23 protein-coding genes and 1 pseudogene are annotated in these 24228 nt (G+C 72.5%); 5 read left to right on the top strand and 19 right to left on the bottom strand.

The window, feature by feature from the left end:
• Positions 1 to 32: 32 nt before the first annotated feature.
• From RM609_RS29830 to RM609_RS29800, 7 genes and pseudogenes are all read right to left on the bottom strand, one after another.
• Positions 33 to 818, bottom strand: a complete 786-nt coding sequence (locus RM609_RS29830; RefSeq protein ID WP_311614948.1) for a hypothetical protein — start codon at positions 816 to 818, stop codon at positions 33 to 35.
• An 83-nt stretch (positions 819 to 901) separates the two neighbouring features.
• Positions 902 to 1534: a hypothetical protein gene (locus RM609_RS29825; RefSeq protein WP_311614947.1), complete on the bottom strand. Its 633-nt coding sequence runs from the start codon at positions 1532 to 1534 to the stop codon at positions 902 to 904.
• Between the two features lie 83 nt (positions 1535 to 1617).
• On the bottom strand, positions 1618 to 2415 hold the full coding sequence (locus RM609_RS29820) for a type III pantothenate kinase (protein WP_311614945.1): 798 nt from the start codon (positions 2413 to 2415) through the stop codon (positions 1618 to 1620).
• Positions 2415 to 3440 (bottom strand): carboxylating nicotinate-nucleotide diphosphorylase, encoded by a 1026-nt coding sequence (gene nadC / locus RM609_RS29815; protein ID WP_311614999.1) that lies wholly within the window; start codon positions 3438 to 3440, stop codon positions 2415 to 2417. Before nadC ends, RM609_RS29820 begins: the two co-directional genes overlap by 1 nt.
• A gap of 24 nt (positions 3441 to 3464) precedes the next feature.
• Positions 3465 to 5138: pseudogene (locus RM609_RS29810) on the bottom strand (L-aspartate oxidase); the annotation flags it as partial.
• Positions 5135 to 6001 carry a pantoate--beta-alanine ligase gene (gene panC, locus RM609_RS29805; RefSeq protein ID WP_311614943.1) on the bottom strand — a complete coding sequence of 289 codons (867 nt, stop codon included), beginning with the start codon at positions 5999 to 6001 and terminating at the stop codon, positions 5135 to 5137. The gene panC and the pseudogene RM609_RS29810, both read right to left, overlap by 4 nt.
• Complete coding sequence (locus RM609_RS29800; protein ID WP_311614941.1) at positions 5998 to 6918, bottom strand: Rossmann-like and DUF2520 domain-containing protein; 921 nt, start codon at positions 6916 to 6918, stop codon at positions 5998 to 6000. Before RM609_RS29800 ends, panC begins: the two co-directional genes overlap by 4 nt.
• 147 nt (positions 6919 to 7065) lie before the next feature.
• On the opposite strand from RM609_RS29800, the gene RM609_RS29795 reads away from it, so the two are divergent.
• Both RM609_RS29795 and RM609_RS29790 read left to right on the top strand, forming a co-directional pair.
• Positions 7066 to 8244, top strand: a complete 1179-nt coding sequence (locus RM609_RS29795; protein ID WP_311614940.1) for a threonine aldolase family protein — start codon at positions 7066 to 7068, stop codon at positions 8242 to 8244.
• A 345-nt stretch (positions 8245 to 8589) separates the two neighbouring features.
• Positions 8590 to 9708, top strand: a complete 1119-nt coding sequence (locus tag RM609_RS29790) for a DUF5937 family protein (RefSeq protein WP_311614938.1) — start codon at positions 8590 to 8592, stop codon at positions 9706 to 9708.
• Position 9709: 1 nt separating this feature from the next.
• Here the strand turns inward: RM609_RS29790 and RM609_RS29785 are convergent, their stop codons facing one another.
• Both RM609_RS29785 and RM609_RS29780 read right to left on the bottom strand, forming a co-directional pair.
• Positions 9710 to 10390, bottom strand: coding sequence for a response regulator (locus tag RM609_RS29785; protein ID WP_311614936.1), 681 nt, complete (start codon positions 10388 to 10390; stop codon positions 9710 to 9712).
• A 61-nt stretch (positions 10391 to 10451) separates the two neighbouring features.
• Positions 10452 to 11648, bottom strand: a complete 1197-nt coding sequence (locus RM609_RS29780; RefSeq protein ID WP_311614934.1) for a sensor histidine kinase — start codon at positions 11646 to 11648, stop codon at positions 10452 to 10454.
• Positions 11649 to 11769: 121 nt separating this feature from the next.
• Here RM609_RS29780 and RM609_RS29775 point away from each other — a divergent pair, with 121 nt between their 5' ends.
• Both RM609_RS29775 and RM609_RS29770 read left to right on the top strand, forming a co-directional pair.
• A complete protein-coding gene (locus RM609_RS29775) occupies positions 11770 to 12801 on the top strand; it encodes an SAM-dependent methyltransferase (protein ID WP_311614932.1) in 1032 nt (343 codons plus the stop codon).
• A gap of 28 nt (positions 12802 to 12829) precedes the next feature.
• Positions 12830 to 13972: an NADH-quinone oxidoreductase subunit D gene (locus RM609_RS29770; RefSeq protein ID WP_311614931.1), complete on the top strand. Its 1143-nt coding sequence runs from the start codon at positions 12830 to 12832 to the stop codon at positions 13970 to 13972.
• A gap of 80 nt (positions 13973 to 14052) precedes the next feature.
• Here RM609_RS29770 and RM609_RS29765 read toward each other — a convergent pair whose 3' ends face one another.
• The 4 genes from RM609_RS29765 to RM609_RS29750 all read right to left on the bottom strand — a co-directional run bounded on the left by RM609_RS29765 (position 14053) and on the right by RM609_RS29750 (position 17742).
• A complete protein-coding gene (locus RM609_RS29765) occupies positions 14053 to 15129 on the bottom strand; it encodes a hypothetical protein (RefSeq protein WP_311614930.1) in 1077 nt (358 codons plus the stop codon).
• A 185-nt stretch (positions 15130 to 15314) separates the two neighbouring features.
• Positions 15315 to 16292: an ABC transporter substrate-binding protein gene (locus tag RM609_RS29760; protein ID WP_311614928.1), complete on the bottom strand. Its 978-nt coding sequence runs from the start codon at positions 16290 to 16292 to the stop codon at positions 15315 to 15317.
• Positions 16293 to 16339: 47 nt separating this feature from the next.
• Entirely contained in the window at positions 16340 to 17029 is a 690-nt protein-coding gene (locus RM609_RS29755; RefSeq protein ID WP_311614926.1) for an ABC transporter permease, read from the bottom strand.
• Positions 17029 to 17742 carry an ABC transporter permease gene (locus RM609_RS29750; protein ID WP_311614924.1) on the bottom strand — a complete coding sequence of 238 codons (714 nt, stop codon included), beginning with the start codon at positions 17740 to 17742 and terminating at the stop codon, positions 17029 to 17031. Before RM609_RS29750 ends, RM609_RS29755 begins: the two co-directional genes overlap by 1 nt.
• Before the next feature lie 130 nt (positions 17743 to 17872).
• On the opposite strand from RM609_RS29750, the gene RM609_RS29745 reads away from it, so the two are divergent.
• Positions 17873 to 19045, top strand: a complete 1173-nt coding sequence (locus RM609_RS29745) for an ABC transporter ATP-binding protein (RefSeq protein WP_311614922.1) — start codon at positions 17873 to 17875, stop codon at positions 19043 to 19045.
• A gap of 91 nt (positions 19046 to 19136) precedes the next feature.
• Here the strand turns inward: RM609_RS29745 and RM609_RS29740 are convergent, their stop codons facing one another.
• The 6 genes from RM609_RS29740 to RM609_RS29715 all read right to left on the bottom strand — a co-directional run bounded on the left by RM609_RS29740 (position 19137) and on the right by RM609_RS29715 (position 24138).
• Positions 19137 to 19607: a DUF3180 domain-containing protein gene (locus tag RM609_RS29740; RefSeq protein WP_311614997.1), complete on the bottom strand. Its 471-nt coding sequence runs from the start codon at positions 19605 to 19607 to the stop codon at positions 19137 to 19139.
• 50 nt (positions 19608 to 19657) lie between these two features.
• A complete protein-coding gene (folK, locus tag RM609_RS29735; protein WP_311614920.1) occupies positions 19658 to 20251 on the bottom strand; it encodes a 2-amino-4-hydroxy-6-hydroxymethyldihydropteridine diphosphokinase in 594 nt (197 codons plus the stop codon).
• Positions 20248 to 20607 carry a dihydroneopterin aldolase gene (gene folB, locus RM609_RS29730; RefSeq protein WP_369016252.1) on the bottom strand — a complete coding sequence of 120 codons (360 nt, stop codon included), beginning with the start codon at positions 20605 to 20607 and terminating at the stop codon, positions 20248 to 20250. The genes folK and folB overlap by 4 nt, the downstream gene beginning before the upstream one ends.
• A gap of 233 nt (positions 20608 to 20840) precedes the next feature.
• Complete coding sequence (locus RM609_RS29725; RefSeq protein ID WP_311614916.1) at positions 20841 to 21311, bottom strand: nuclear transport factor 2 family protein; 471 nt, start codon at positions 21309 to 21311, stop codon at positions 20841 to 20843.
• Positions 21308 to 22192, bottom strand: a complete 885-nt coding sequence (gene folP / locus RM609_RS29720) for a dihydropteroate synthase (RefSeq protein WP_311614914.1) — start codon at positions 22190 to 22192, stop codon at positions 21308 to 21310. Before folP ends, RM609_RS29725 begins: the two co-directional genes overlap by 4 nt.
• A 95-nt stretch (positions 22193 to 22287) precedes the next feature.
• Positions 22288 to 24138 (bottom strand): phosphatidylglycerol lysyltransferase domain-containing protein, encoded by a 1851-nt coding sequence (locus RM609_RS29715; protein WP_311614912.1) that lies wholly within the window; start codon positions 24136 to 24138, stop codon positions 22288 to 22290.
• Between the last annotated feature and the right edge of the window lie 90 nt (positions 24139 to 24228).

Here is a 24228-nt window from a genome sequence, read left to right as displayed (position 1 = left end):
CGGGCGGCCGGAATGCCGGGGGCCGGGCCGGGTCAGGCCGGGCGGGCCGCCGGGAGGCCGGACACGGCTCCCGGCGGTGGGGTGGGTTTACGGCGGGGCGGGAACACCTCGCCGGGGGTCGGGATGGGGCGGCCCGGCTGCGCCGGCTTCGGCTGAGGAGCGGCGGGCGGCGGCGTGGGGGCGGGCTTGCCCGGGGGCGCGGGAGCGGGCTTCTCCGGGGGCGTGGCCCCGGACCGGGCGTCGTCCTCGGCGGTGTGCGGGGTACGGCCGCCCGGGAGCGCGAGCAGGCGCGTACGCACCGGGAGGGCGCACGAGGAGTGGGCGCGCCCCGGTTGGGGGCGGGCACCGGGGACGCCCGGAACGGCGGGGGTGGCCCGGACCGTGGGCCGGGTCCGTACGGCCTGCTCGGCGAGGTGCTCGCAGCGCCGCAGCAGGGCGCGGCGGTGAACGGCCTCGGCGCCGCCCACCGGGAGCGCGCACAGCGAGCGCAGGGCGGCGAGGTCCTCGGAGCCGGGCAGATAGCCGTCCGCGAGGGCGTCCCGCAGCAGCCGCACGTAGCCGAGTGCCGCACCGGGCAGGGCGGCGCGGTAGCGGGCGAGCTCTGCCAGCAGGAAGGCGCGGAGCCGGCCGGCCTCGTGGTCGGCCTCGGTCATGGCTTCGGCGAGCCGGAGGCAGTCCCGGACCTCGGCGTCCCGTGCGGGGCCGGGGCGGGCGGGAACGGAATCGGGGCGGAGTGCGATGTCGAGGGCACGGCGCAGCACGCGCAGCTCGTCCGCGCTGAACGCCATGCCGCCGCGGGATCCATAAGGCGTGGGCATGGGCCGACTTTAAGTGCTAAGTGGACAAAATTCGCTTAGCTGGTTATTTCGGGCGTGGCACGAGAGGGGAGAGCGGGGCGCGGTCAGTGCTCGCGGCGGCGGGCGGCGCCCAGGGCTATGGCACCGGCGGAGAGAGCGGTCCCGGAGGTGGTGGCGAGCAGCAGGGTCGTGGAGGCCTCGCCGTCGTCCACGGGCCGGTGGCGGGGCGTGGGGCCGGACGCGTGGCCGGTGATCTCGACGACGATCGGTGCGTTGTCGTTGGCCGGATCCGGGTCGGGGGCGTTGCCGGGGCCGACGATCCGGACCCAGCCCTCCGCGCCCTCCACCTTCTTGTCGATACGGATCCGGAAGCGCAGCGTCTCGCGGTCGCCGGCGGCGAAGTCGCCACCGATGGCGCAGAGGTAGCCGCGGGCGGTCGTGTCGTGCGGGGCGCAGCGGTGGCCGGCGGCGCCGTCGGGGGCGATGGTGGTCCCTTCGGGCGCGGTGACCTCGTAGGCCCGGCGGTCGGCGGTGGCCGGGCCGGGGCCACCGTTGCGCACGCCGACCTCGACGTCGACCGTCTGGCCCACGCGGCCCGCGACCGGGTGGGCGATGGCCTGGTAGTCGGCGGGCGGGGACGGCCGGGGAGCGGCGGTCGCGGTGCCGCCCGTCAGGGCGGCGAGGGTGAGGGCGGCGGCCGCTGCCGCGATCCGACGCGCTGTTCGCTTCGGCTTCACGCGTGTCCGCCCACCCTTTCCCCGTTTCTTCCGGGGGCTCCGCCCCTGGACCCCCGGGCCTCGAACGCCGGACGGGCCGATTCTCAGCCCCGCATCATGTTGCGCTCGTAGACCAGCCGCAGGCCGATGAGCGTCAGCCACGGCTCGTGCTCGTCGATGACGGACGCCTCGCCCAGGACCAGGGGGGCCAGGCCGCCCGTGGCGATGACGGTGACGTCGTCGGGGTCCTCGGCCAGCTCGCGGGCCATGCGGCCGACGACGCCGTCGACCTGGCCGGCGAAGCCGTAGAGGATGCCGGACTGCATGGCCTCGACGGTGTTCTTGCCGATGACGCTGCGCGGCCGGGCGATCTCGATCTTGCGGAGCTGGGCGCCGCGGACGCCCAGGGCCTCCGTGGAGATCTCGATGCCGGGGGCGATCACGCCGCCGACGTACTCCCCGCGCGCGCTCACCGCGTCGAACGTCGTCGCCGTGCCGAAGTCGACGACGACGCACGGGCCGCCGTAGAGCTCGACGGCGGCGACCGCGTTGATGATGCGGTCCGAGCCGACCTCCTTGGGCTGGTCCATGAGGATCGGCACGCCCGTCTTCACGCCCGGCTCGACCAGGATGGCGGGGACGTCGCCGTAGTAGCGGCGGGTCACCTCGCGCATCTCGTGGAGCACGGAGGGGACGGTCGAGCAGATGCAGATGCCCTCGATGCCGTCGCCCAGCTCGTCGCCCAGCAGCGGATGGCGGCCCATCAGGCCCTGGAGCAGCACCGCCAGTTCGTCCGCGGTGCGGCGCGGGTCGGTGGAGATGCGCCAGTGCTCGACGATGTCCTCGCCGTCGAACAGGCCGAGGACGGTCTGGGTGTTGCCGACATCGATGGTGAGCAGCATCAGGAGGCCTCCTCGTGGAGGTCCAGGCCGATGTCCAGGATCGGGGAGGAGTGGGTCAGCGCGCCGACGGCCAGGTAGTCGACGCCGGTCTCGGCGTAGGCGCGGGCGTTGACCAGGGTCAGCCGGCCCGAGGACTCCAGCTTGGCGCGGCCGGCGACGAGCGCGACGGCCTCGCGGGTCAGCTCGACGGTGAAGTTGTCGAGCATGATGAGGTCCACGCCCTCGTCGAGGACCGGCGGGATCTGGTCGAGCCGGTCCACCTCGACCTCGATGTTCACCTCCGGGAACTCCTGGCGCACGGCCCGGAACGCCTCGGCGACACCGCCGGCGGCGATCACGTGGTTGTCCTTCACCAGCGCGGCGTCGGACAGCGACATGCGGTGGTTGACGCCGCCGCCGCAGCGGACCGCGTACTTCTCCAGCGCGCGCAGCCCGACGGTGGTCTTGCGGGTGTCGCGGACGGCGGCGCCGGTGCCCTCCAGGGCGTCGGCCCAGGCGCGGGTGGCGGTGGCGATGCCGGAGAGGTGGCAGAGGATGTTGAGCATGCTGCGCTCGGCGGTGAGCAGATCCGCGGTGCGGGTGCGGATGGTCAGCAGCTTCTGGCCCGCCTCCACCCGGTCGCCGTCCTCGACGTGCCGCTCGACCTCGAACTCGTCGGTGCAGGCCACGGAGAGGATGGCCTCGGCGACACGCAGACCGGCGACCGTGCCGGCCTCGCGGGCGGTGAAGTCACCGGCGGCGACGGCGTCCTCGGGGACGGTCGCGAAGGTCGTGATGTCCTTGCCGCCGTCGAGGTCCTCCTCGATGGCGAGGTGCGCGAGGTCCTCGACCTGGAGCGGGTCCAGCCCGGCCGCGACCAGCAGCCGTACGAGCTCGGGGTCGAGCCCGCACTCGAAGGCGTCCTCGTCGTACTCCCCACCGGAGCAGCCGCAGGCGTCGCCGCAGCCGCCGGTCGCCTCCGGCTCGGCGGCTTCCCGGCCGGAGCGGCCGATCTGGTGCAGGGGGGCGTCGTCGGTGGTGCTCACGCTGTTCTCCTTGGGGGCGGAGGCGGATACGGGCTCTACGGGCGGGAAGGCGGCCGACTCGGTGGTGGAGACCGCGAGGGTGCGGTCCGGGCGCAGCGTCACCAGGAGGTGGCGGCGGGAGCGGTCGTCGTCGCGGTCGGGGAAGTCCTCGCGCCAGTGGCAGCCACGGGTCTCCTCCCGGCGGAGGGCGGCGGCGACCAGGAGCTGGGCGACGAGGAGGAGGTTGGTCGTCTCCCAGGCCTCGGTGCCGGGGACGGGGGACTTGTCGGCGGCTTCCTCACGGATGCGGGCCAGCTCCGCTGCGGCCTGTTCGAGGCTTTCGGCGGAGCGGAGGACGCCTGCGCCCGCCGTCATGACGCGCTGGATCCGCGTGCGCGTCTCGGGGGCGATCAGGAGCGTTTCCGGCTCTCCCGTCGTGGTGGGGGTTTCTCCCGCCCGCCCACCCGTTGCCCCGAATGCCGCGATGTCCGCCGCGATGCGTTCCGCGAAGACCAGGCCCTCCAGGAGGGAGTTGGACGCGAGCCGGTTCGCGCCGTGCACTCCGGTGCAGGCGACCTCGCCGCACGCGTACAGGCCCGGCACGGTCGTCCGGCCGCGCAGGTCCGTCCGTACGCCGCCGGAGGCGTAGTGCGCGGCGGGCGAGACGGGGACGAGGTCCGTGACCGGGTCGATGCCGTGCGCCCGGCAGGCGGCCAGGATCGTGGGGAAGCGGCGCTCCCACTTCTCCGGGCCGAAGTGGCGGGCGTCCAGGTACATGTGCTCGGCGCCCGTCTCGCGCATGCGCCGCATGATGCCCTTGGCGACGATGTCGCGCGGGGCAAGCTCGGCCAGCTCGTGCGCGCCGAGCATGAAGCGGTCGCCGTCGGCGTCCACCAGGTGGGCGCCCTCGCCGCGGACGGCCTCCGAGACCAGCGGCTGCTGCCCCTCGGCGTCGGGGCCGAGCCACAGCACGGTCGGGTGGAACTGGACGAACTCCAGGTCGGAGACCTCGGCGCCGGCGCGCAGGGCGAGGGCGACGCCGTCGCCGGTGGAGACGGCGGGGTTGGTGGTGGCGGAGAAGACCTGGCCCATGCCGCCGGTGGCCAGGACGACGGCCCGGGCGCGGACGGCGCCGACGCCGTCGTGCTGGCCCTCGCCCATGACGTGGAGGGAGACGCCCGCCGCGTGGCCCTCGGCGTCCTTGAGGAGGTCGAGGACGAGGGCGTGCTCGATGGTCTTGATGCCCGCCGTGCGCACGGCGTCGACGAGGGCGCGGGAGATCTCGGCGCCGGTGGCGTCGCCGCCGGCGTGGGCGATGCGGTCGCGGTGGTGGCCGCCCTCGCGGGTCAGCAGGATCTCGCCGGTGCCGGCGTCGGTGTCGAAGCGGGCGCCGGTGGCGATGAGGCGGCGCACGGCGTCGGGGCCCTCGGTGACGAGGGTCCGTACGGCCTCCTCGGAGCAGAGGCCCGCGCCGGCGACGAGGGTGTCGTCGAGGTGCTGCTCCGGGGTGTCGCCGTCGCCGAGGGCGGCCGCTATGCCGCCCTGGGCCCAGCGGGTGGAGCCGTCGTCGAGGCGTGCCTTGCTGACGACGGTGACGCTCGCGCCGGCCGCCGCGCAGCGCAGCGCGACGGTCAGGCCCGCCACGCCGGAGCCGACGACCACGACGTCGGCGTCGACGGACCAGCCGGGGCGGGGGGCGTGGAGTCGTATGCCGGTCATCGCGCCGCTCCGACGGTGAGGGGGATGTTGTCGATCAGACGGGTGGTGCCCACCTTGGCGGCGACGGCGAGGATGGCCTCGCCGCTGTAGTCGTCGGGGACCTCGGTGAAGTCGGAGGGGTCGACGAGCGCCAGGTAGTCGAGGCGGAGCGGGGGCTCCAGGCCCGCCGCGCCATCCAGGATCGCCCGGGCGGAGCGCCGGACGGGGGCGGCGCCCTCGCCGGCCGAGGCGCCGGCGGTGAGCAGGGCGCGGGAGAGCTCCAGGGCCGTGGCCCGGTCGGCGTCGGAGAGGTAGCGGTTGCGGCTGGAGAGGGCGAGGTTGTCGCCCTCTCGGACCGTGGGCACGCCCACGATCTCCACGGGGAAGTTGAGGTCGCGCACCATGCGGCGGATCAGGGCGAGCTGCTGGGCGTCCTTCTGCCCGAACAGCGCGACGTCCGGCAGGGTGAGGTGGAGGAGCTTGCCGACGACGGTGAGGACGCCGTCGAAGTGGCCGGGGCGGCTGGCGCCTTCGAGGCGCTCGCCCATGGGGCCGGCGGTGACCCGGACCTGGGGCTCGCCGCCGGGGTAGACCTCGTCGGCGGACGGGGCGAAGACGAAGTCGGCCCCGGCCTTCCCGGCGATCGCGAGGTCGGCGTCGAGGGTGCGCGGGTAGCGGTCGAGGTCCTCGCCGGCGCCGAACTGGAGCGGGTTGACGAAGACGGTGACGACGACCTGGCCCGCCGGGCCCGCCAGCCGGCGCGCCTCGCGGACGAGGGTGGCGTGACCGTCGTGCAGGGCGCCCATGGTCATGACGACCGCGCGGCGGCCGCCGCGCGGGAGGGAGTGCAGCTCCGCTGCGGTGCGGATGAGCTGGGCGGTCACTGGTTGCCTCCGTCCGCGAGGACACCGAGCAGGTCCTCCGCAAGTTCGGGCTTGAGCAGGCCGTGCGCGAGGGCGCGGTCCGCGGTGGTGCGGGCCATCGCCAGATATCCGGCGACGGCTCCGGGAGCGTGGGCGCGCAGCTCGGCGACGTGGGCCGCGACCGTGCCGGCGTCGCCGCGGGCGACCGGGCCGGTGAGGGCGGCGTCGCCGCTGCGCAGGGCGTTGTCCAGGGCGGCGCCCAGGAGCGGGCCGAGCATCCGGGCGGGGTGCTCGACCCCGGCGGTGCGCAGCAGGTCCATGCTCTGGGCGACGAGGGTGACGAGGTGGTTGGCGCCGATGGCGAGGGCCGCGTGGTAGAGCGGGCGGGCGCTCTCCTCGATCCACTCGGGCTCGCCGCCCATCTCGATGACCAGCGCCTCGGCGGCCAGCCGCAGCTCCTGGGGGGCGGTGACGCCGAAGGAGCAGCCGGCCAGGCGCTGGACGTCCACCGGGGTGCCCGTGAAGGTCATCGCGGGGTGGAGGGCCAGCGGCAGGGCGCCGACGCGGGTCGCCGGGTCGAGCACGGCGGTGCCGTGCCGGCCGGAGGTGTGCACGAGGAGCTGGCCGGGGCGGACGGCGCCGGTCTCGGCGAGCCCGGCGACCAGGCCCGGCAGGGCGTCGTCGGGCACGGTCAGCAGGACCAGCTCGGCGTGGGCGAGCACATCGGCGGGCGCCATGACCGGCACGTCCGGCAGCATGGCCGCGGCGCGGCGCAGCGAGGCGTCGGAGACGCCCGACACGGCGACGGGGCGGTGCCCGGCGAGCTGGAGGGACGCCGCCAGGGCGGGGCCGACACGGCCGGCGCCGACCACGCCGACGGTGAGCCTGGCGGGGCGGTCCTGGGGGCTCGTGTGCTCGGAGGGGAGGTGTGCGTTCACGCGGCGGGATGCCTTCCGTTCCAGTCCGCGGGGGTACCGGACGATTCCTTTGTCATGCTACGCGAGCCACGCGGGGCGGTCCCGGGCCATCCCCAGCCCTGTGGATAACCCGTTGCCCCTGTCGTACCCGCGCATGATGATCCCCTCATGGCAGACGAACAGAAAACCGAGCACCCGGTGGATCCGCCGATGGACCGGGCTCGCAGGATGGCCGCGCTGCGCGGCGCCGAGCGGGTCCTGTCGAGCAACTCGCTCGCTCTGACGATCGGCGACAGGCTGGCTCGGCTCGCCGCCGAGGCCCCGGAGGCGTACGACCTCGACGAGGGCGTCGACATCTACGGCGACGGGGTCGTGGCGGAGCTGGAGCGCCGGGTCGCCGGGCTGCTGGGCATGGAGGCCGCCGCCTTCTTCCCCACCGGGACGATGGCCCAGCAGGTGGCCCTGCGCTGCTGGGCGGGGCGCACGGGCAACCCGGTGGTGGCCGCGCACCCGCTGTCGCATCTGGAGGTCCACGAGCGGGACGCGTACGCGACGGTCTCCGGGCTGCGCACGGTCCACCCCACGAGCGACCCCCGGCCGCCGACGGCCGCGGAGATCCGCGAGCTGGACGAGCCGTTCGGGACGCTGATGCTGGAGCTGCCCCTGCGGGACGCGGGCTTCGTGCTTCCCACCTGGGAGGAGCTGACCGAGGCGGTGGAAGCCGCCCGCGACCGTGACGCGGTGGTGCACTTCGACGGGGCACGGCTGTGGGAGTGCGCCCCGCACTTCGGGGTGGAGCTGCCGGAGATCGCCGCGCTCGCGGACTCGGTCTACGTCTCGCTCTACAAGTCCACCGACGGCATATCGGGGGCCGTGCTGGCGGGCCCGGCCTCCTTCGTGGAGGAGGCGAAGGCCTGGCGCCACCGGTACGGGGGCCAGCTCTTCCAGCAGTGGCCCGCAGCGCTCGCCGGGCTCGCCGGGCTGGATCGCGAGCTGCCCCGGCTGCCGGCGTACGTGGCGCACGCCAAGGTGGTCGCGGAGGCACTGAAGGACGCCTTCCACGCGGCTGGGGTGCCCTGGTTCCGGGTCCATCCGGACGTGCCGCACACCCATCAGTTCCAGGTGTGGCTGCCGTACCCGGCGGAGACGCTGACGGCGGCGGGAGTGCGGCTCGCGGAGGAGACCGGCACGTGGCTGTTCAACCGCTGGGACGAGGCCCCCGTGCCCGGGCTGGCCTTCACCGAGGTCACCGTCGCCGCGTCAGCGCTCGCATGGACTCCCGCAGCCGTTCGGGACGCGGTCGGGACGCTCCTGGAGCGGCTGGACGGGGGTGCTCTCGGTAACTGACGGGCGTACGGGCGCCGGGGCGGCGGCCGCGTGTCGTACGGGGCGGGCGGGGCGGAGGGCCGTCGTCCAGCGGGCCCACCGGGCCCGGCGGGCGGCGACGCGCTCGTCGACGACGGCCAGGAAGGCCCACCAGGTGCGGAGTTCCCGGACGGCCTGGCGGTCGCCGGTGCCCGGCACGGGCGGCGGGGCCTCACCCAGCCGGGAGGTGCGGTACAGGTCGAGCAGGTATTGCTGGTTCACGCTCATGTCCTCCACCGTGCGGCCCGGCCCACCCGTTCGGCGCGTGAATTGACGAGGACCGTCAATCGGCGGCCCGACCTGCGAAAAGGAAGGCACGATGACCACATGAGCGTGACGATCGACATCGCGGGCCTGCCGCCCGAGCGGCTGGTCTTCCGGGCCTCCCCGCTGGCCGAGCTGTGCACCGCCCTGCACGCCCTGGCCGAGCCCGGGCACCACCCCGGACTGCACGGCTGGACCACCGCGACGAACGCGGCGCTCAAGCCGGATCTCGCCGACCGGCTGTGCGAGGCGGACTTCCTGTGGAGCTCGACCTTCTCCGACATCTCCCACGCCTTCGCCGCCCTCCCGGGGACCCACGGCCAGCCGGGCGCCACCCTCGCCGAGGACCTGGACATGATGGACCGGCTCGACGACGAACTGTTCGTCGACGCCGCCCTGGAGATCTCCTGCTCCAGCAAATACAGCCTGCGCGGCCCGTCGCCGCTGGTGAACGCAGAGATCCGGGAACAGGCCCTGGAGCGCGCCACCGCGCGCGGCCCCCGCCAGCTGGCGTTCGCCAAGCGGCTGCTCCAGGACCCCCCGGCGGTCCGGGCCTGGCTGCGGCGGCTGTTCGAGGACAGCGCGGAGGCGTTCTTCAACGACGTCTGGCAGCGGGTGCGCGTCCAGCTCGCCAACGACGCCCGCCACAAGACGGAGATCCTGCGGCACAAGGGCCTCGCCGAGGCCCTCGCCGAGGTCTCGCCCGCCGTGACGCTCTCCCCCGACGGCTCCCGGATCGTCGTCGACAAGCTCACCAGCGGCCATACGACCGCGGTCGACCCGGCCGTCGGCGCGGGCGTCACCTTCGTCCCGTCGTCCCTCGGCTGGCCCCATCTATGGGTGCTGCACGCCCCCGGCTGGCGGCCGGTGATCCACTACCCGGTGGCCGCCCCCGAGCTGCCCGGGCCGCAGTCCCTCGACCTGCTCACCCTCCGCATGGAAGCACTGGCGCACCCGATGCGGATCAGGATGTGCCGCTATCTGGCACGGGCCGCGTTCACCACGGGCGAGCTGGCCGCCTCGCACGACATCAGCCCGCCGGAGGTGTCACGGCACATAGCGGTGCTGAAGAAGGCCGGACTGATCACGACACGGCGGCGCGGACGCTATGTGCTTCACCAGTTGGATTTGACCGTGGTGGCCCGGCTGGGGAGCGATTTCCTTGAAGGGGTGTTGCGCTGAGTCAGTACGCGGTTCCCCCGCCGCCCGCCCTGACCAGGCCCGTCTCGTATGCCATCACCACCACCTGCACCCGGTCCCGCAGGCCCAGCTTGGTGAGGATGCGGCCCACGTGCGTCTTCACCGTCGCCTCCGACAGCACCAGCCTCGCCGCGATCTCGCCGTTGGACAGGCCCTGCGCCACCAGCAGCATCACCTCGCGCTCCCGGTCGGTGAGCCGGCTCAGCTCAGCGGTGGTGGGCTCGGGGCCCGCGCTCGGCAGCATCGGGGTGAAGCGGTCCAGCAGCCGGCGGGTGGTGCTGGGCGCGACCACCGCGTCACCGCTGTGCACCGCCCGGATCGCGCCCAGCAGCTCGGCGGGCGGCACGTCCTTGAGCATGAAGCCGCTCGCGCCGGCCTTCAGCGCGGAGAAGGCGTACTCGTCGAGGTCGAAGGTGGTGAGGATCAGCACCTTCGGCGGGTTCTCCCCCAGACAGATCCGGCGGGTGGCCTCCACGCCGTCCATGTGCGGCATACGGACGTCCATCAGGATGACGTCCACCTCGGTGCCCTCCAGCGCCTTCAGCGCCTCCACACCGTCCCCGGCCTCGGCGACGACCTCCATGTCCGGCTGGGCCGCCAGCACCATGCGGAAACCGGTACGGAGCAGTACCTGGTCGTCTACGAGGAGGACACGGATCGACATACGGGGTCCCTTTCTGAGGCGTACTACGAATCAAACCTGATGGCCTGACGGCCTGATGGTTTCAGCGGCCGGACCTGGCGGGGAGCAGCACACTGATCCGGAAGCCGCCGCCCTGCCGCGGCCCCGCGTCCAGGGTGCCGCCCACCATGCCGACACGCTCGCGCATACCGATCAGACCGTGTCCCATGCCGTCGGCGCCACCGTCCTCGTACAGCTCGTGCTGCGCGCCCCGGCCGTCGTCCTCGACCAGCAGCCCCAGGCCGTCGTCGAAATACGTCAGCCGGACGCTCGCGCCGACGTCCGGGCCGCCGTGCTTCCGGGTGTTGGTCAGCGCCTCCTGGACGATCCGGTAGGCCGTCAGCTCCACACCGCTCGGCAACGGCCGCGGCGCGCCCTCGACAGTGAACTCCACCGGCAGCCCCGCGCCCCGCACCTGCTCGACGAGCTCGCCGATCTGCTCCACGTCCGGCTGCGGCACATACGTCTCACCGCTCTCCCCGCCCTCCTCGGTGCGCAGCACGCCCAGCAGGCGGCGCATCTCGGTGAGGGCCTTGCGGCCGGTGCTGGAGATCGTTTCCAGGGCCTGTTTGGCCTGGTCCGGCGAGGCGTCCAGGACGTAGGCGGCGCCGTCGGCCTGCACCACCATCACCGACACGTTGTGCGCGACGACGTCGTGGAGTTCGCGGGCGATGCGCGCCCGTTCGGCGGTCACCGCCATCTTGGCCTGCTGCTCGCGCTCCTTCTCCAGGCGTGTGGCGCGCTCCTCCAGCTGCGCCCAGTACGCGCGGCGGGTGCGCATCGAATCGCCGAGGACCCAGGCGAGGATGAACGGGACGCTGACGAACACCGCCCCCAGGAGGGCGTTGCCCAGCCCGTTGTGCGGCGTGGGCCAGCGGGCGGCGGCGATCGGGGACGCCAGGACTCCGCCGACCAGCGCGAACCGCGACGCCCAGCGCGTATTGCCGGACGAGACCGTGTAGATGATCACCAGCATCGCGAAGTCCGAGACGTCCGGCTGGACGTCGAGGGCGACCTGGGCCACCCCCGTCGCGGCCGCCAGCAGCAGCATCTTCTCCGGCCAGCGGCGGCGCAGCGCGATCACTGTGCTGAGCGCCAGGGCCGCGGCGATCTTGAGGGCCGTCCCGCCCCGCGTACTCCCCTCGGCGCTGGACAGCACGCTGAGCCCCAGCAGCAGGACGGCCCAGAAGGTGTCCACACCGGTGGGGTGTCTGCGGAGGAAGTCGTAGAGGCGCTGCACGTCACCCAGCGTAGGCACGCCGAGTCGCCGCACGGGTCAGCCCGGCGATCGATCCGGTCGGTTTCCGTCTACTCCCCAAGGTGGAGGGCGAGTGTCCGGCAGGCCCGCTTAACGTGTGCGTATGGGAAGCGGAGCGAACGTGTCGAGCGGTGCGAGGACCTGGCGGGAGGCGACCGAGGCGGCCCTCTACGGCCCCGAGGGCTTCTACCGGAGCCCCGAGGGCCCCGCGGGTCACTTCCGTACGTCCGTCCACGCCTCCCCCCTGTACGCCGGGGCCGTCGTGGAGCTGCTGTGCCGCGTCGACGCGGCCCTGGGGCACCCGGTGGAGCTGGCGTTCGCCGACGTCGGGGCGGGGCGCGGCGAGCTGGTGGCCGGGGTGCTCGCCCGGTGCCCCGCGGAGCTCGCCGGCCGGCTGCGCCCGTACGCTGTGGAGCTCGCCGACCGCCCCGAGGAGCTCGATCCCCGGGTGAGCTGGCAAGACACCTTGCCCGAGGGGATCACGGGGCTGCTCTTCGCCAACGAGTGGCTCGACAACGTGCCGGTGGACGTCGCCGAGACGGACGGCGAGGGCACGCCCCGCCAGGTGCTCGTCCGAGACGACGGCGAGGAGCTGCTCGGCGACCCGGTCTCCGGCGAGGACGCCGACTGGCTGAAGCGCTGGTGGCCCCTGGAGGGCGCGCCGCCCGGCTCCCGCGCCGAGATCGGCCACCCGCGCGACGCCGCCTGGCGGCGGGCGGCCGGCACGCTGCGGTCCGGGCTGGCGGTGGCCGTCGACTACGCGCACGGGCGCGCCTCCCGCCCGCCCTACGGCACCCTGACCGGCTTCCGCGAGGGGCGCGAGGTGCGGCCGGTGCCGGACGGCTCCTGCGACATCACCGCGCACGTCGCGCTGGACGCGACCGCGCTGCCGGGCGGCTCGGTCGTCAGCCAGCGCGAGGCGCTACGGGCCCTGGGCGTCGACGGCGCCCGTCCGCCGCTCTCGCTCGCCTCGACCGACCCGGCCGCCTACGTACGGGCCCTAGGCGCGGCCGGCGAGGCGGCGGAGCTGACCGCCCCGGCAGGCCTGGGCGGCTTCGGCTGGCTGCTCCAGCCGGTGGGGCTCCGGCCGGAGACGCTGGGAATCGGCCCGTCGGGCGGCTCCTCCGGTGTTTGAGAAATCCGGTGTTTGAGAAACTAGCCCCATGACGGAGACGACAGTCGGAATCGGCGGCGCGGCGGAGAGCACCGACATGGTGCTCAACATCGGGCCCCAGCACCCGTCCACCCACGGTGTGCTGCGACTGCGCCTCGTCCTGGACGGCGAGCGGGTCCGGAGCGCCGAGCCGGTGATCGGCTATATGCACCGGGGCGCGGAGAAGCTGTTCGAGGCGCGCGACTACCGCCAGATCATCATGCTCGCCAACCGCCACGACTGGCTGTCGGCGTTCTCCAACGAGCTGGGCGTCGTCATCGCCGTCGAGCGGATGCTCGGCATGGAGGTCCCCGAGCGCGCGGTGTGGACGCGCACGCTGATGGCCGAGCTGAACCGGGTGCTCAACCATCTGATGTTCCTCGGCTCGTATCCGCTGGAGCTCGGCGGCATCACCCCGGTCTTCCACGCGTTCCGCGAGCGCGAGGAGCTCCAGACGGTCATGGAGGAGGTCTCCGGCGGCCGGATGCACTACATGTTCAACCGCGTCGGCGGCCTCAAGGAGGACCTGCCCGCGGGCTGGCTCGGCCGGGCCCGGCACGCGATCGCCGAGGTGCGCTCGCGGATGGACGTGTACGACCGGCTGGTCCTCGGCAACGAGATCTTCCGGGGCCGGACGCGCGGCGTCGGCGTCCTCTCGCCGGAGGCCGTCCACGCGTACGGGGTGAGCGGGCCGATCGCCCGCGCCTCCGGTGTCGACTTCGACCTGCGGCGCGACGAGCCGTACCTCGCGTACGGCGAGCTGGGCGACGTCCTGAAGGTCGTCACCCGCGAGGAGGGCGACTGCCTGGCGCGCTTCGAGTGCCTGCTGGAGCAGACCCACAACTCGCTGGACCTGGCCGACGCCTGCCTGGACCGGATGGCAGAACTGCCGCCCGGCCCGATCAACCAGCGGCTGCCCAAGGTCCTCAAGGCCCCGGAGGGCTCGACCTACGTCTGGACCGAGAATCCGCTGGGCCTCAACGGCTACTACCTCGTCTCCAAGGGCGACAAGACGCCCTGGCGACTGAAGCTCCGGTCGGCCTCGTTCAACAACATCCAGGCCCTGACCGAGCTCCTGCCGGGGACGCTGGTCGCGGACATGGTGGCGATCCTGGGGTCGCTGTTCTTCGTCGTCGGCGACATCGACAAGTAGCCGGCGCGGCGTACGTACGAGAAGGAGAGGGCCCGGGGCTTTGCCCCGGGCCCTCTCTGCTTGATGCTTGCGGCCGGCCGCTACGAGATCGCGCTGCGCAGCTCGACGACGTCGATCTGCTCGGTGTCGTCGTGCGCGGTGAGGTCGATGACCTTGCCGTCCGCGTCCTTCTCCACGCCCTTCTCCACGCCCTTCTCCGCTACGGCCGCGTCGGCGAGGGCCTCCTCGCCGATGACGTCCGCGAGGTCCTGCTCCTCGACGGCCTTGGCGGCGGGCGAGTCGGCCTTCTTCTTGCCGGCGGCGGTGCCGAAGAAGTCGAAGCCGCCCGGCTGACGGCGAGCCGCCGGCACGACCGTCCCGGCGGGCCGGGACGGTCGTGCCTTGGCCGGCGGGGTGGCCTTGGCGGCGGCAGGCCGCGCGGCGGCCTGGGGCGCGGGCGCCTGGCCGGCGGGCTTGGGGGCGTTGGCCGCTGCGGGCTGCTTGGCGGCCTGGGGTGCCTGCGGGGCCTGGGCCTGCCCTGTGGCCTTGGGGGCGTTGGTCGGCTGGGCAGCCGGTGAGGCCTGCGCCGCTGCGGGCGTCGGAGCCTTGGCCGGCTGCGCGGCCTTCGCCGCTACAGGTGCCTTCGCGGACTGGGGCGCCTTTTCGAGTGCGGGCCGGTGGTCCGGTTGTGCCCACCCGTCCCGCCCTGCGGGACGATTGCCCACAACCGGGCCGCGTGCCAGGGACTGGAGCGCGTTCGCCGCCTTGCGGTATGCCTCCGCGTTCAGCGGGGCCGGCTTGTCGGTCGCCGGGGTCTCGGCCGGCGTCGTGCCCTTCTCCAGCAGGCGGCGGCCCTCCATCGCGCTGGCCCGGCCGGTCTCGGCGGCGGCGTAGCGGCGCAGGAGGTCGGCGTGCTCGGTGCGGAGGCGGGCGAGTTCGGCGCGCTTGGCGCGGAGCTTGGACTCCAGGCCGGTGCGCAGCAGACGGGTCTCCTCGAGGTCCGTCTCCAGCTCGGCCACGCGTTCCTCGGTCTTCCACTCCTCCCGCGTACGGGCGGCGGTCAGCTGGGCGACACTCCTGCCCGCAGCGCGGTCCCAGCGGCGCATCATCACCGAGCCGACCACCGTGACCGCGGCGGCGGCGACGGCGAGGCCGCGAATGACAGCGGTTTCACTCACCACCAGCGCACCCGCGGCGCAGGCGACAGATGTCGCGGCGACCGTCAGCGGGGGAAGAAGCCGGTGGAGGGGGGCGGAATGGCGGTGGCGTCCTCGTGGCATGGCCTGAAACTTACCGTGCGTCGTGGCGAACGTGTGAGCCCACCGCCAAACTCTTCCCTTGATCTTACTTCTCCCCTACCCCGTCACTTCGTCAGAAGCTTCTTCTCCTTGAGGTACTGAGCGGCGACATCGGCGGGCTTGAGCCGCTCGGCGTCGACCTTCTTGTTGAGTTCGGTGAGATCGGCCGTGGTCAGCACCTTGTTCAACTTGCCGAGCGCATCCGCGATCTTCTGCGAACCCGCCTTCTTGGCATTCACGACGGGCAGGACGTTGTCCGCGTTCTGAAGCTTCTTGTCGTCCTCCAGGAGGACGAGTCCGAACTGGGCGAGAGTGGCGTCCGTGGTGGTGGTCAGCAGCAGTTGGTCCTTGCCGTCCTTGACCGCCTGCTTGGCCTGGGTGCTGCCGACCTCCAGCGGGTCGATACCGGCGACGTCTATGCCGTACGTCTTCTCCAGGCCCGGCCGGCAGAAGGGCCGCTGGGAGCATTCGTCGCCCGCCGCGATCCGTACCTTCTCCTTCGACTTCCCAAGCTCGGAAAGCGTCTTGAGCTGGTGTTTCTTCGCGAACTCACCGGTAACCGCGAAGGCGTTCTGGTCGACCGCCGACCCGGCGTCCAGCACCTTCAGACCGCGCGGCTCGGCGAGTTTACGGAGGGCCTTGACCGTGGCTTCCGAGTCGCCCGACGCGACCTGCGGCGCGTCCTTCCCGTTCTGCTTCTTGTTCAGGAATTCGGTGAGCGTCGCGGCATACTCCGGGACCACATCGATCTGGCCCTTCTCCAGCGCCGGCTCATACAGCTCCCGGGCGTCGACGGTCTGGATGGACGTCGAATATCCGGCGTCCTTGAGCAGCCCCGCGTATATCTCCGCGAGCACCTTCGACTCGGTGAAGGACGCCGAGCCGACGACCAGCGAATCCTTGCCCGATCCGGAGCTCCCGCCCTCCTTGGACTTCTCCAGGCTGTCGCCGCCGCACGCGGCAAGACCCGCCGTGAGGGCCGCGACGCCGGCCACCGCCAGCAGGGCGCGAGCGGTCCGCGCTCGACGCGGTGTCCTGGTCATACGAAACTCCATCCAGTCAGGCTTGAGCGTTCGTCATGCGGGGTTTGTCAGGCGGGGGCCTGTGCCGCGCGGACGCGGCCACGCAGGGGGTCCAGCCTTCGCTGGAGCAGGACGAAGACGCCCTCCACCAGCAGCGCCAGCGCCGCCACCAGGACCGCCCCGGCCACCACCTGCGCGGTGTCCGTGAGCCGGAAGCCGGCCGTGATGACCCGGCCGAGGCCGCCGCCCCCGGGGAGCGCGGCGAGCGTGGTGGTGGCCACGACCTGGACGGCGGCGGACCGCACCCCGGTCACGATCAGCGGAAAGGCCAGAGGCAGCTCGACCCGGGCCATCACCTGACCGCCCGTCATGCCCATGCCCCGGGCGGCCTCGACCATGTCCCGGTCCACACCGCGCATCCCCACATAGGCGTTGGTCAGCACCGGGGGTATCGCGAACAGGACGAGCGCGATGATGGTGGGCAAGGAGCCGTGCGTACCGAGCGGGCTCAGCAGCAACAGCACCAGCACCGCGAACGTCGGCACCGCGCGGCCCGCGTTGGAGAGGTTGACCGCGAGGGCGCCCCCCTTGCCCAGATGGCCGAGCAGCACCGCGACGGGCAGTGCGATGGCACACGCGATCAGCAGGCACGCGGTGGTAAGGAAGAGGTGCTCCCCCAGCCGGTGCCAGACGCCGTCCGTGCCGGACCAGTGCGCACCGGTCGTCAGCCAGTCCCATGTCCGTCCGATGACGTCCATCAGACCACCACCGCCTCCTCGGCCGCTCGGCGGTTCACCGCACGGCGGCCGGTCCGCGCCCAGGGCGTGAGCAGCCTCTGAGCGAACAACAGCAGGAGATCGGCGGCGACGGCCAGCGCGACGCACAGCACCGAGGCGGTGAGCACCTGCGCCTTGAAGTAGCTGCGCATCCCCTCGTAGATCAGATTGCCCAGCCCGCCGTAGCCGATGATCGCGCCCACCGTCGTGAGCGAGACGGTCGAGACCGTGGCGATCCGCAGGCCGGCCATCAGCGCGGGGACCGCCAGGGGCAGTTCCACCCCGAAGAGCAGTCGTATCGGCCCGTATCCCATGCCGCGCGCGGCCTCGCGGGCCTCCTCCGGCACGGCGGCGAGGCCGGTCAGGATGTTCCGCACGAGGATCGTCAGCGAATAGAGCACCAGGCCCGTGACCACGACGGCCGCCGACAGGCCGAACACCGGCACCAGCAGCGAGAACATGGCCAGCGAGGGCACGGTGTAGAGAATCGTGGTCGCGCCGAGCACCGGGCCCTGGAACGTCCGCCAGCGGCGCGCGAGCAGCGCCAGCGGGAAGGCGACGAGCAGCCCGATCGCCACGGACACCAGGGTGATGCCGACGTGCTGGAGCGTGGCGTCCGTCAGCTCCTGGCCGCGCGTCCGCACATACTCGCCGCAGAACCAGTCGTTGGCGATCAGGCAGTTCTGACCCGCCATCCGTGCCTCACCTCCCCCTCGGCTTTCACGGTCGGTCACTGGCGACCCTAACCCGGAGCACTGACATTCGCCTCCGACGGGGACCCGGCGGCAACATGTTCGAAGGACAGTACGGCGACAATGGGGAACCATGATCCGCTTCGAGCACGTCACCAAGCGCTACGCCGATGGCACGACCGCCGTGGACGACCTCTCCTTCGAGGTCGCGGAGGGCGAGCTGGTCACGCTCGTCGGACCGTCGGGCTGCGGCAAGACCACCACGATGAAGATGGTCAACCGGCTGATCGAGCCCACGAGCGGACGCATCCGGGTCGACGGCGAGGACATCGCCGGTGTGGACCCCGTCGAGCTGCGGCGCCGCATCGGCTATGTGATCCAGCAGGTCGGCCTCTTCCCCCACAAGACGGTCCTGGAGAACACCGCGACCGTCCCCCATCTGCTGGGCTGGCAGCGCAAGCGGGCCCGCGACCGGGCGGCCGAGCTCCTCGACCTCGTCGGGCTCGACCCGTCCGTCTACGGCGACCGCTACCCCGACCAGCTCTCCGGCGGCCAGCGCCAGCGCGTCGGGGTCGCCCGGGCGCTCGCCGCCGACCCGCCCGTCCTCCTGATGGACGAACCCTTCGGCGCGGTCGACCCGGTCGTGCGGGAACGGCTCCAGAGCGAGTTCCTACGACTCCAGTCGCAGGTGCGCAAGACGGTGCTCTTCGTGACGCACGACATCGAGGAGGCGGTCCGGCTCGGCGACCGCATCGCGGTCTACGGCCATGGAAAAATCGAACAGTTTGACGCCCCGGCGGTGGTGCTGGGCGCCCCCGCCACTCCCTACGTCGCCGACTTCGTGGGCGCGGACCGGGGTCTGAAGCGGCTGTCGGTGACGCCGATCGAGGCCGGCGACCTGGAGCAGCCGCCGGTCGTCCACCTCGACGACCGGCTGTCCGACGCACGGGCGCGGCTCACGGCGGACGACGCGCGCTGGGCCGTCGTCCTGGACGACGCGGACCGGCTGCACGGCTGGGTCTCCGCCGACGCGATCGCCTCCGGCACGGGGACGACACGGGTGCGGGAGCGGGCGCGGCGCATGGACGCGTGGCTGCCGTTGGGGGCGTCGCTGAAGCAGGCGTTCAGCACGATGCTGCAGCATGACGCGGGGTGGATCGCGGTGCTCGACGGGGATTCCGCGGATCACTTCTTGGGGGTGCTCACGCCTGCGCGGCTGCACGAGGCGCTGCGGCGCAGCATTGAGGCCGATGCGCGGGGCGCTACGCGTAGTGAGGCGCGTGTGGAGACTGTGCCCAGTGCGTGAACCGCGCCGGGTGCCCCGGTTAGGTGCGGGCCGGTGGGTCTGGTTGTGCCCACCCGTCCCGCCTTGCGGGACGATTGCCCACAACCCAGCTTCAGCTGCTCTCTTCCTCGTCCTCCGGGAGCTTGCAGACTCGTTCCATGAAGAACGCGGCCGCTATTACGCAGGCTCCTGCCAGGACGGACGCGCCCGCGTAGATCGCCTGGTCGCGGCGGGCGGGGACGTCGAGGCCGCCCATCAGGAGGAAGGCGCCCACTCCGCCGTACATGCCCCCGACCAGGGCCGCGACCAGGGCGCTGGCCTGGCCGAAGACCAGCGCTCGCGCGGCCAGCAGGGGGTCGACGCCCTTCGCGCCCGCCCGGCGCTCGCGCTGGGCACGCAGCCGGGCGCGCAGGGACAGGGCCGTGGCGAAGAGGACCACCGCGATGACGCCCAGCACGATGGGCGCCGCCACCGGCACGCTGGGCAGCGTGCCGAAGGAGTCCCACAGGCGGGCGGCGGCCCATGAGAGGACCCCGGCCACGACGAAGAGGCCCGCCAGCACCCCGATCCGAAGTTGCTTCACCGAGCTGTCGCCCCTCTTAGTCATGCGGAAAAACTACGTAGGCCCAACGGCTACTCGGGCAGCCGCAGTTCCAGGTCGGCGCGCGGCTCCACGCCCTCACGGCCGATACCGGCCAGCAGCTCGCTCACCGAACCATGGCCCGGGACCACGGCCTCGGGGTCCACGTCGTACCACGGGGCGAGCACGAAGGCACGCTCGTGGGCGCGCGGATGCGGCAGTGTCAGCACCGGGTCGTCGGAGATGACGTCCTGGTACGTGACGATGTCGACGTCGAGCGTACGGGGGCCCCAGCGCTCGTCCCGCACCCGCTCGAAGGCCTCCTCGATCGCGTGACCGCGCTCCAGCAGGGAGTCCGGCGGGAGCGTGGTCTTCACCAGCACCACCGCGTTGAAATACGTCGGCTGGGCGCCCGGCTCGACGCCCCAGGGCTCCGTCTCGTAGACCGGGGAGACGGCTTTGACGCGCAGACCGGGGGTGTCCTCCAGCGCGTCGATCGCGCCCTGGAGGGTCTCCAGGCGGTTGCCCAGATTGCTGCCGATGGAGATCACGGCGCGCTTGGGATTGCTCAGGGTCACATCGGCCGCGTCCACCCGCTCCACCACGGAGGCGGGCACCGGCTGCACGGTCGGGTCGCTGCTGCTCATACTCGGCTCCGGGTGATAGTGATCGTCACATCGTCGAAAGGAACGGTGATGGGGGCGTCCGGCTTGTGCACGACGACCTCGACCTCCCGCACCGCCTCGTGCTTGAGGCACTGCTGGGCGATCCGCTCGGCGAGGGTCTCGATGAGGTCGACGGGCTCGCCCTGGACGACGTCCACGACCTCCTCGGCCACGATGCCGTAGTGCACGGTCTTCGTGAGGTCGTCGTCGGCCGCGGCGGGCCGGGTGTCCAGGCTCAGCACCAGGTCCACGATGAAGGTCTGGCCTTCCTCGCGTTCCTTGGGGAACACCCCGTGGTGGCCGCGAGCCTTCAAGCCGCGCAGCGCGACACGATCCACACGAATCACTCCTGCTGGTTGTCGGTAAGGGCCCGCCTTCGACCAGGTAGCCCACCTTCGAATCTACCTGCGGACACCGACAGCGCCCGACCTCGGGTGCCGGGCGGTTCGCGCCGCGCTTACCCGAAGATCCGCGTGCTCAACCCCTACCCGGGTACCGGGCAGCTCGAACGAGTGGCCACTTTTCCTCACACTGACGTGTGGCGCCGTGACGGCCGTCACGCACCCGAGACTCAAGCACCCGATTCGGAGGAGTCGTCCTCCTCCTCGTCCTCCCGCCCCGCGAGCACGGGCGAGCCGTGGTGGGACCACACCTTCCACCCGTCGCCCACCCGCCGGAAGACATTGGTGGCCACGACGAGCTGGCCGACCAGCGGGCCCAGCTCTCCCTCGGTCTCCGAGGGGGCGCCGCTGAGAATGTTCTCCGTGCAGGTCACCAGGGCCGTGTCGCCGACGACCTCGATCTCCACATCGGTGAGGAAGAACTGGATGTAGTCCGTGCTCGCCATGATCAGGGCGTAGGAGCGCAGCACCTCGCTCCGGCCGCGCAGCACGGGCCAGCCGGGGTGGACGCAGGAGACCTCGGTACCGGAGTCGTCCAGCCAGAGCCGGTCCATGGCGGCCGTGTCGCCACGTTCCATCGCCTCGTAGAGGGCGGTGTTCGCCAGCTCGACGCGCTCGGCGTCCGTACGGGCGGTACTCACGCAAGCCCCTGAGCGGCGCCCGCGCGCTCCACCGCGCGGATCACCCGGACGGCGTCGGCGCTGGCCCGTACCTCGTGGACCCGGACCGCCCAGGCGCCCTCGCGCGCGGCGAGCGCCGAGACGGCGGCCGTGGCGGCGTCCCGCTCGCGGGCCGGCGGCGGATCGCCGTCGGGGCCGGCCAGCACCCGGCCCAGGAAGCGCTTGCGGGAGGCGGCCACCAGCATCGGCAGCTCCAGCTCCCGGCGGAACCGGTCGAGCCCGGCCACCAGGGCGAGATCGTGCTCGGCGTGCTTGGCGAAGCCCAGGCCGGGGTCCACGACGATCCGGTCCGGCTCGATGCCGCCGTCGACCACCGCGTCCAGCCGCTGCCGCAGCTCGTCGACGACGTCGCCGAGCACATCGGGCCCGTAGACCGCGCGATTGTTCATGTCGGCGCTGAAGCCCCGCCAGTGCATCACCACGAAGGGCACCCCGGCGGCGGCCACCACGGGCACCATCGAGGGGTCGGCGAGACCGCCGCTCACATCGTTGACCAGCACCGCGCCCGCCTCCACGGCGGCCTCGGCGACGGCGGCCCGCATGGTGTCCACCGAGACGACCACGCCCTCGCCCGCCAGCTCGCGGACCACCGGGACCACTCGGCGGAGCTCCTCCTCCTCGTCGATCCGCACCGCGCCCGGACGGGTCGACTCACCGCCCACGTCGACCAGGTCGGCGCCGGCGGCGGTGAGCTCCAGGCCCCGCTTGACCGCCAGCTCGGTGTCGAACCAGTGACCGCCGTCGGAGAACGAGTCGGGGGTGACGTTCACCACGCCCATCACCGCACAGCGGTCCCATTCGGGCAGTCCGACCGGCCCGATACGGCCACGCAACGTACTCATGGAACCAGCCTAGGGCGTGCGACAAGGCCGGTGAACGACGCGACCCCTCCCCGGCGGGCAGCCGGGAAGGGGTCGCGGGGCGCTGTCAGCGCATGTCACGCGGCGCGCGTGACCTCGCTCTGCTCGGGAGCCTCCTGGTCCGACAGGAACTCCTCGGCCGGGGCCGGGCGGCGGCGCAGCAGGCGCGGCAGCTCCAGGAAGCCCTCCGCCTGCATCATGGCGAAGCCGATGCGGGGCAGGTCACGGCTGTTCGGGAAGACGATGAAGCGGGGCTCCCAGCGGGGCCGGAACTTCTCGTTGAACTTGTACAGCGACTCGATCTGGAACCAGCGCGAGAGGAAGATCAGCACCGCGCGCTGGATCCGGACCACCGGGCCGGCGCCCAGCTTGCCGCCGCGCTCCAGGGCGGAGCGGAAGAACGCGAAGTTCAGCGACAGACGCTTGATCTTGAGCTCGGGCGCGGCCTGGAGGAAGGCCACGATCAGCAGCTCGTTCATGCCCGGGTCGGCGCTGCGGTCGCGGCGCATCAGCTCCAGCGAGCTGCCGTCCTTGCCCCACGGCACGTAGTGCTGCATGGCGCGGAGGTCGCCGAAGGGGAGGTCCTCGCCCTCCTCCGGGTCCTTGTGGGCGGTCGCGATGATCGCGTCCAGGTCCTTGGGGTCGCCGATGCGGCCCAGGGCCATGGAGAAGCCGCGCTCGTCCTCGGTGTCGCGCCAGGCGTTGGCGGCCTTCTGGACGGCCTCCAGCTCCTCGGGGGACAGGTCGCCGACGCGGCGGGTCTTGGTGCTGTAGCCGTTGCGCTCGATGCGCTTGACCATCTGGCGGACGTTGCGCATGGAACGGCCGGTCAGGCTGAAGTCGGCCACGTCGACGATGGCCTCGTCGCCCATCTCCAGGGCGTCCAGACCGGTCTCGCGGGTCCAGACCTCGCCACCGGTCTCGCTGCAGCCGGCGACGGCGGGGGTCCAGGAGTGGCGCTTGGCCAGCTCCATGAACTTCTCGATGGCGCCCGGCCAGGCCTCGACGTCACCGATGGGGTCGCCGCTGGCGAGCATCACGCCGGAGACGACGCGGTACGAGACGGCGGCCTTGCCCGACGGGGAGAAGACGACGCTCTTGTCGCGACGCAGGGCGAAGTGGCCGAGCGAGTCGCGCTCACCGTGCTTGGCGAGCAGCTCGCGCAGCTTGTCCTCGTCCTCCTCGGTGAGGAGGGGGGCCGGGTAGGCGGGGCGGAAGGCCAGGAAGGCCGTGGTGAGGACGGTCAGCAGACCGAGGGCGCCCAGCGAGTAGCCGACGGTGTAGTCGACGTGGTCGGTGTAGCGGATCGAGCCCTCGAAGCCGAAGAGGCCCCAGAGGACGTGCTCGATCTGCTCCAGCACCGGCGGGTCGCCGATCATCTTGTTGGCGTGGGAGCCGACGATCACCCAGCCGAGGCCGAAGCTGACGCCGCCCATGAGGATCAGGTTGGCCAGCGCCTTCCAGCGGCTGCGGGAGTCCGGCAGCGCGGCGAAGGACTTCTTGTGCCGGAGCAGGTAGACGAAGAGCAGCAGGGAGAGGACCGTACCCGGGATCGAGTGGCGGTAGATCAGCTGCGCGGCGGCACCGATGGGCAGCAGGACCACGGCGGCCAGCCAGGCCTGCTGTTTGGCGCGCTTCAGGCCGTGGGCGATCATCAGCAGCAGGATGCCTACGATGATCGAACCGGCGGCCGCCAGCTGGGTCACGGAGCCGGGCAGCACCTCGGAGAGGGCGTGCACCCTGCTCCACCGGAACCGGGGGATGACCCCGGCCGCGATGTCAGCGAGACCGATGAGGGCCCCGATGGTGCCCACGACGGCAGGCACGTTCTCGGGCTTGGGCCCTTTCACGAAACGCGCAAGCCCCGCGAGCCTCTTCGACCCCGAAGGAACCTCGTCGGACTTTTTGCCATCTACCCTGACAGACATCTCTTCCCGTCGTCCTGTCGAGTGGGCCTGCGCCATTCAGCCGCAGCACCCGGACAATGTGCGCCCTGTAGGACGACGGTTTCGGGGTTG

The organism is Streptomyces hesseae (genome assembly GCF_031845785.1).
GTDB lineage: Bacteria > Actinomycetota > Actinomycetes > Streptomycetales > Streptomycetaceae > Streptomyces > Streptomyces hesseae.
This window is presented reverse-complemented; position numbering and strand designations above follow the sequence as displayed.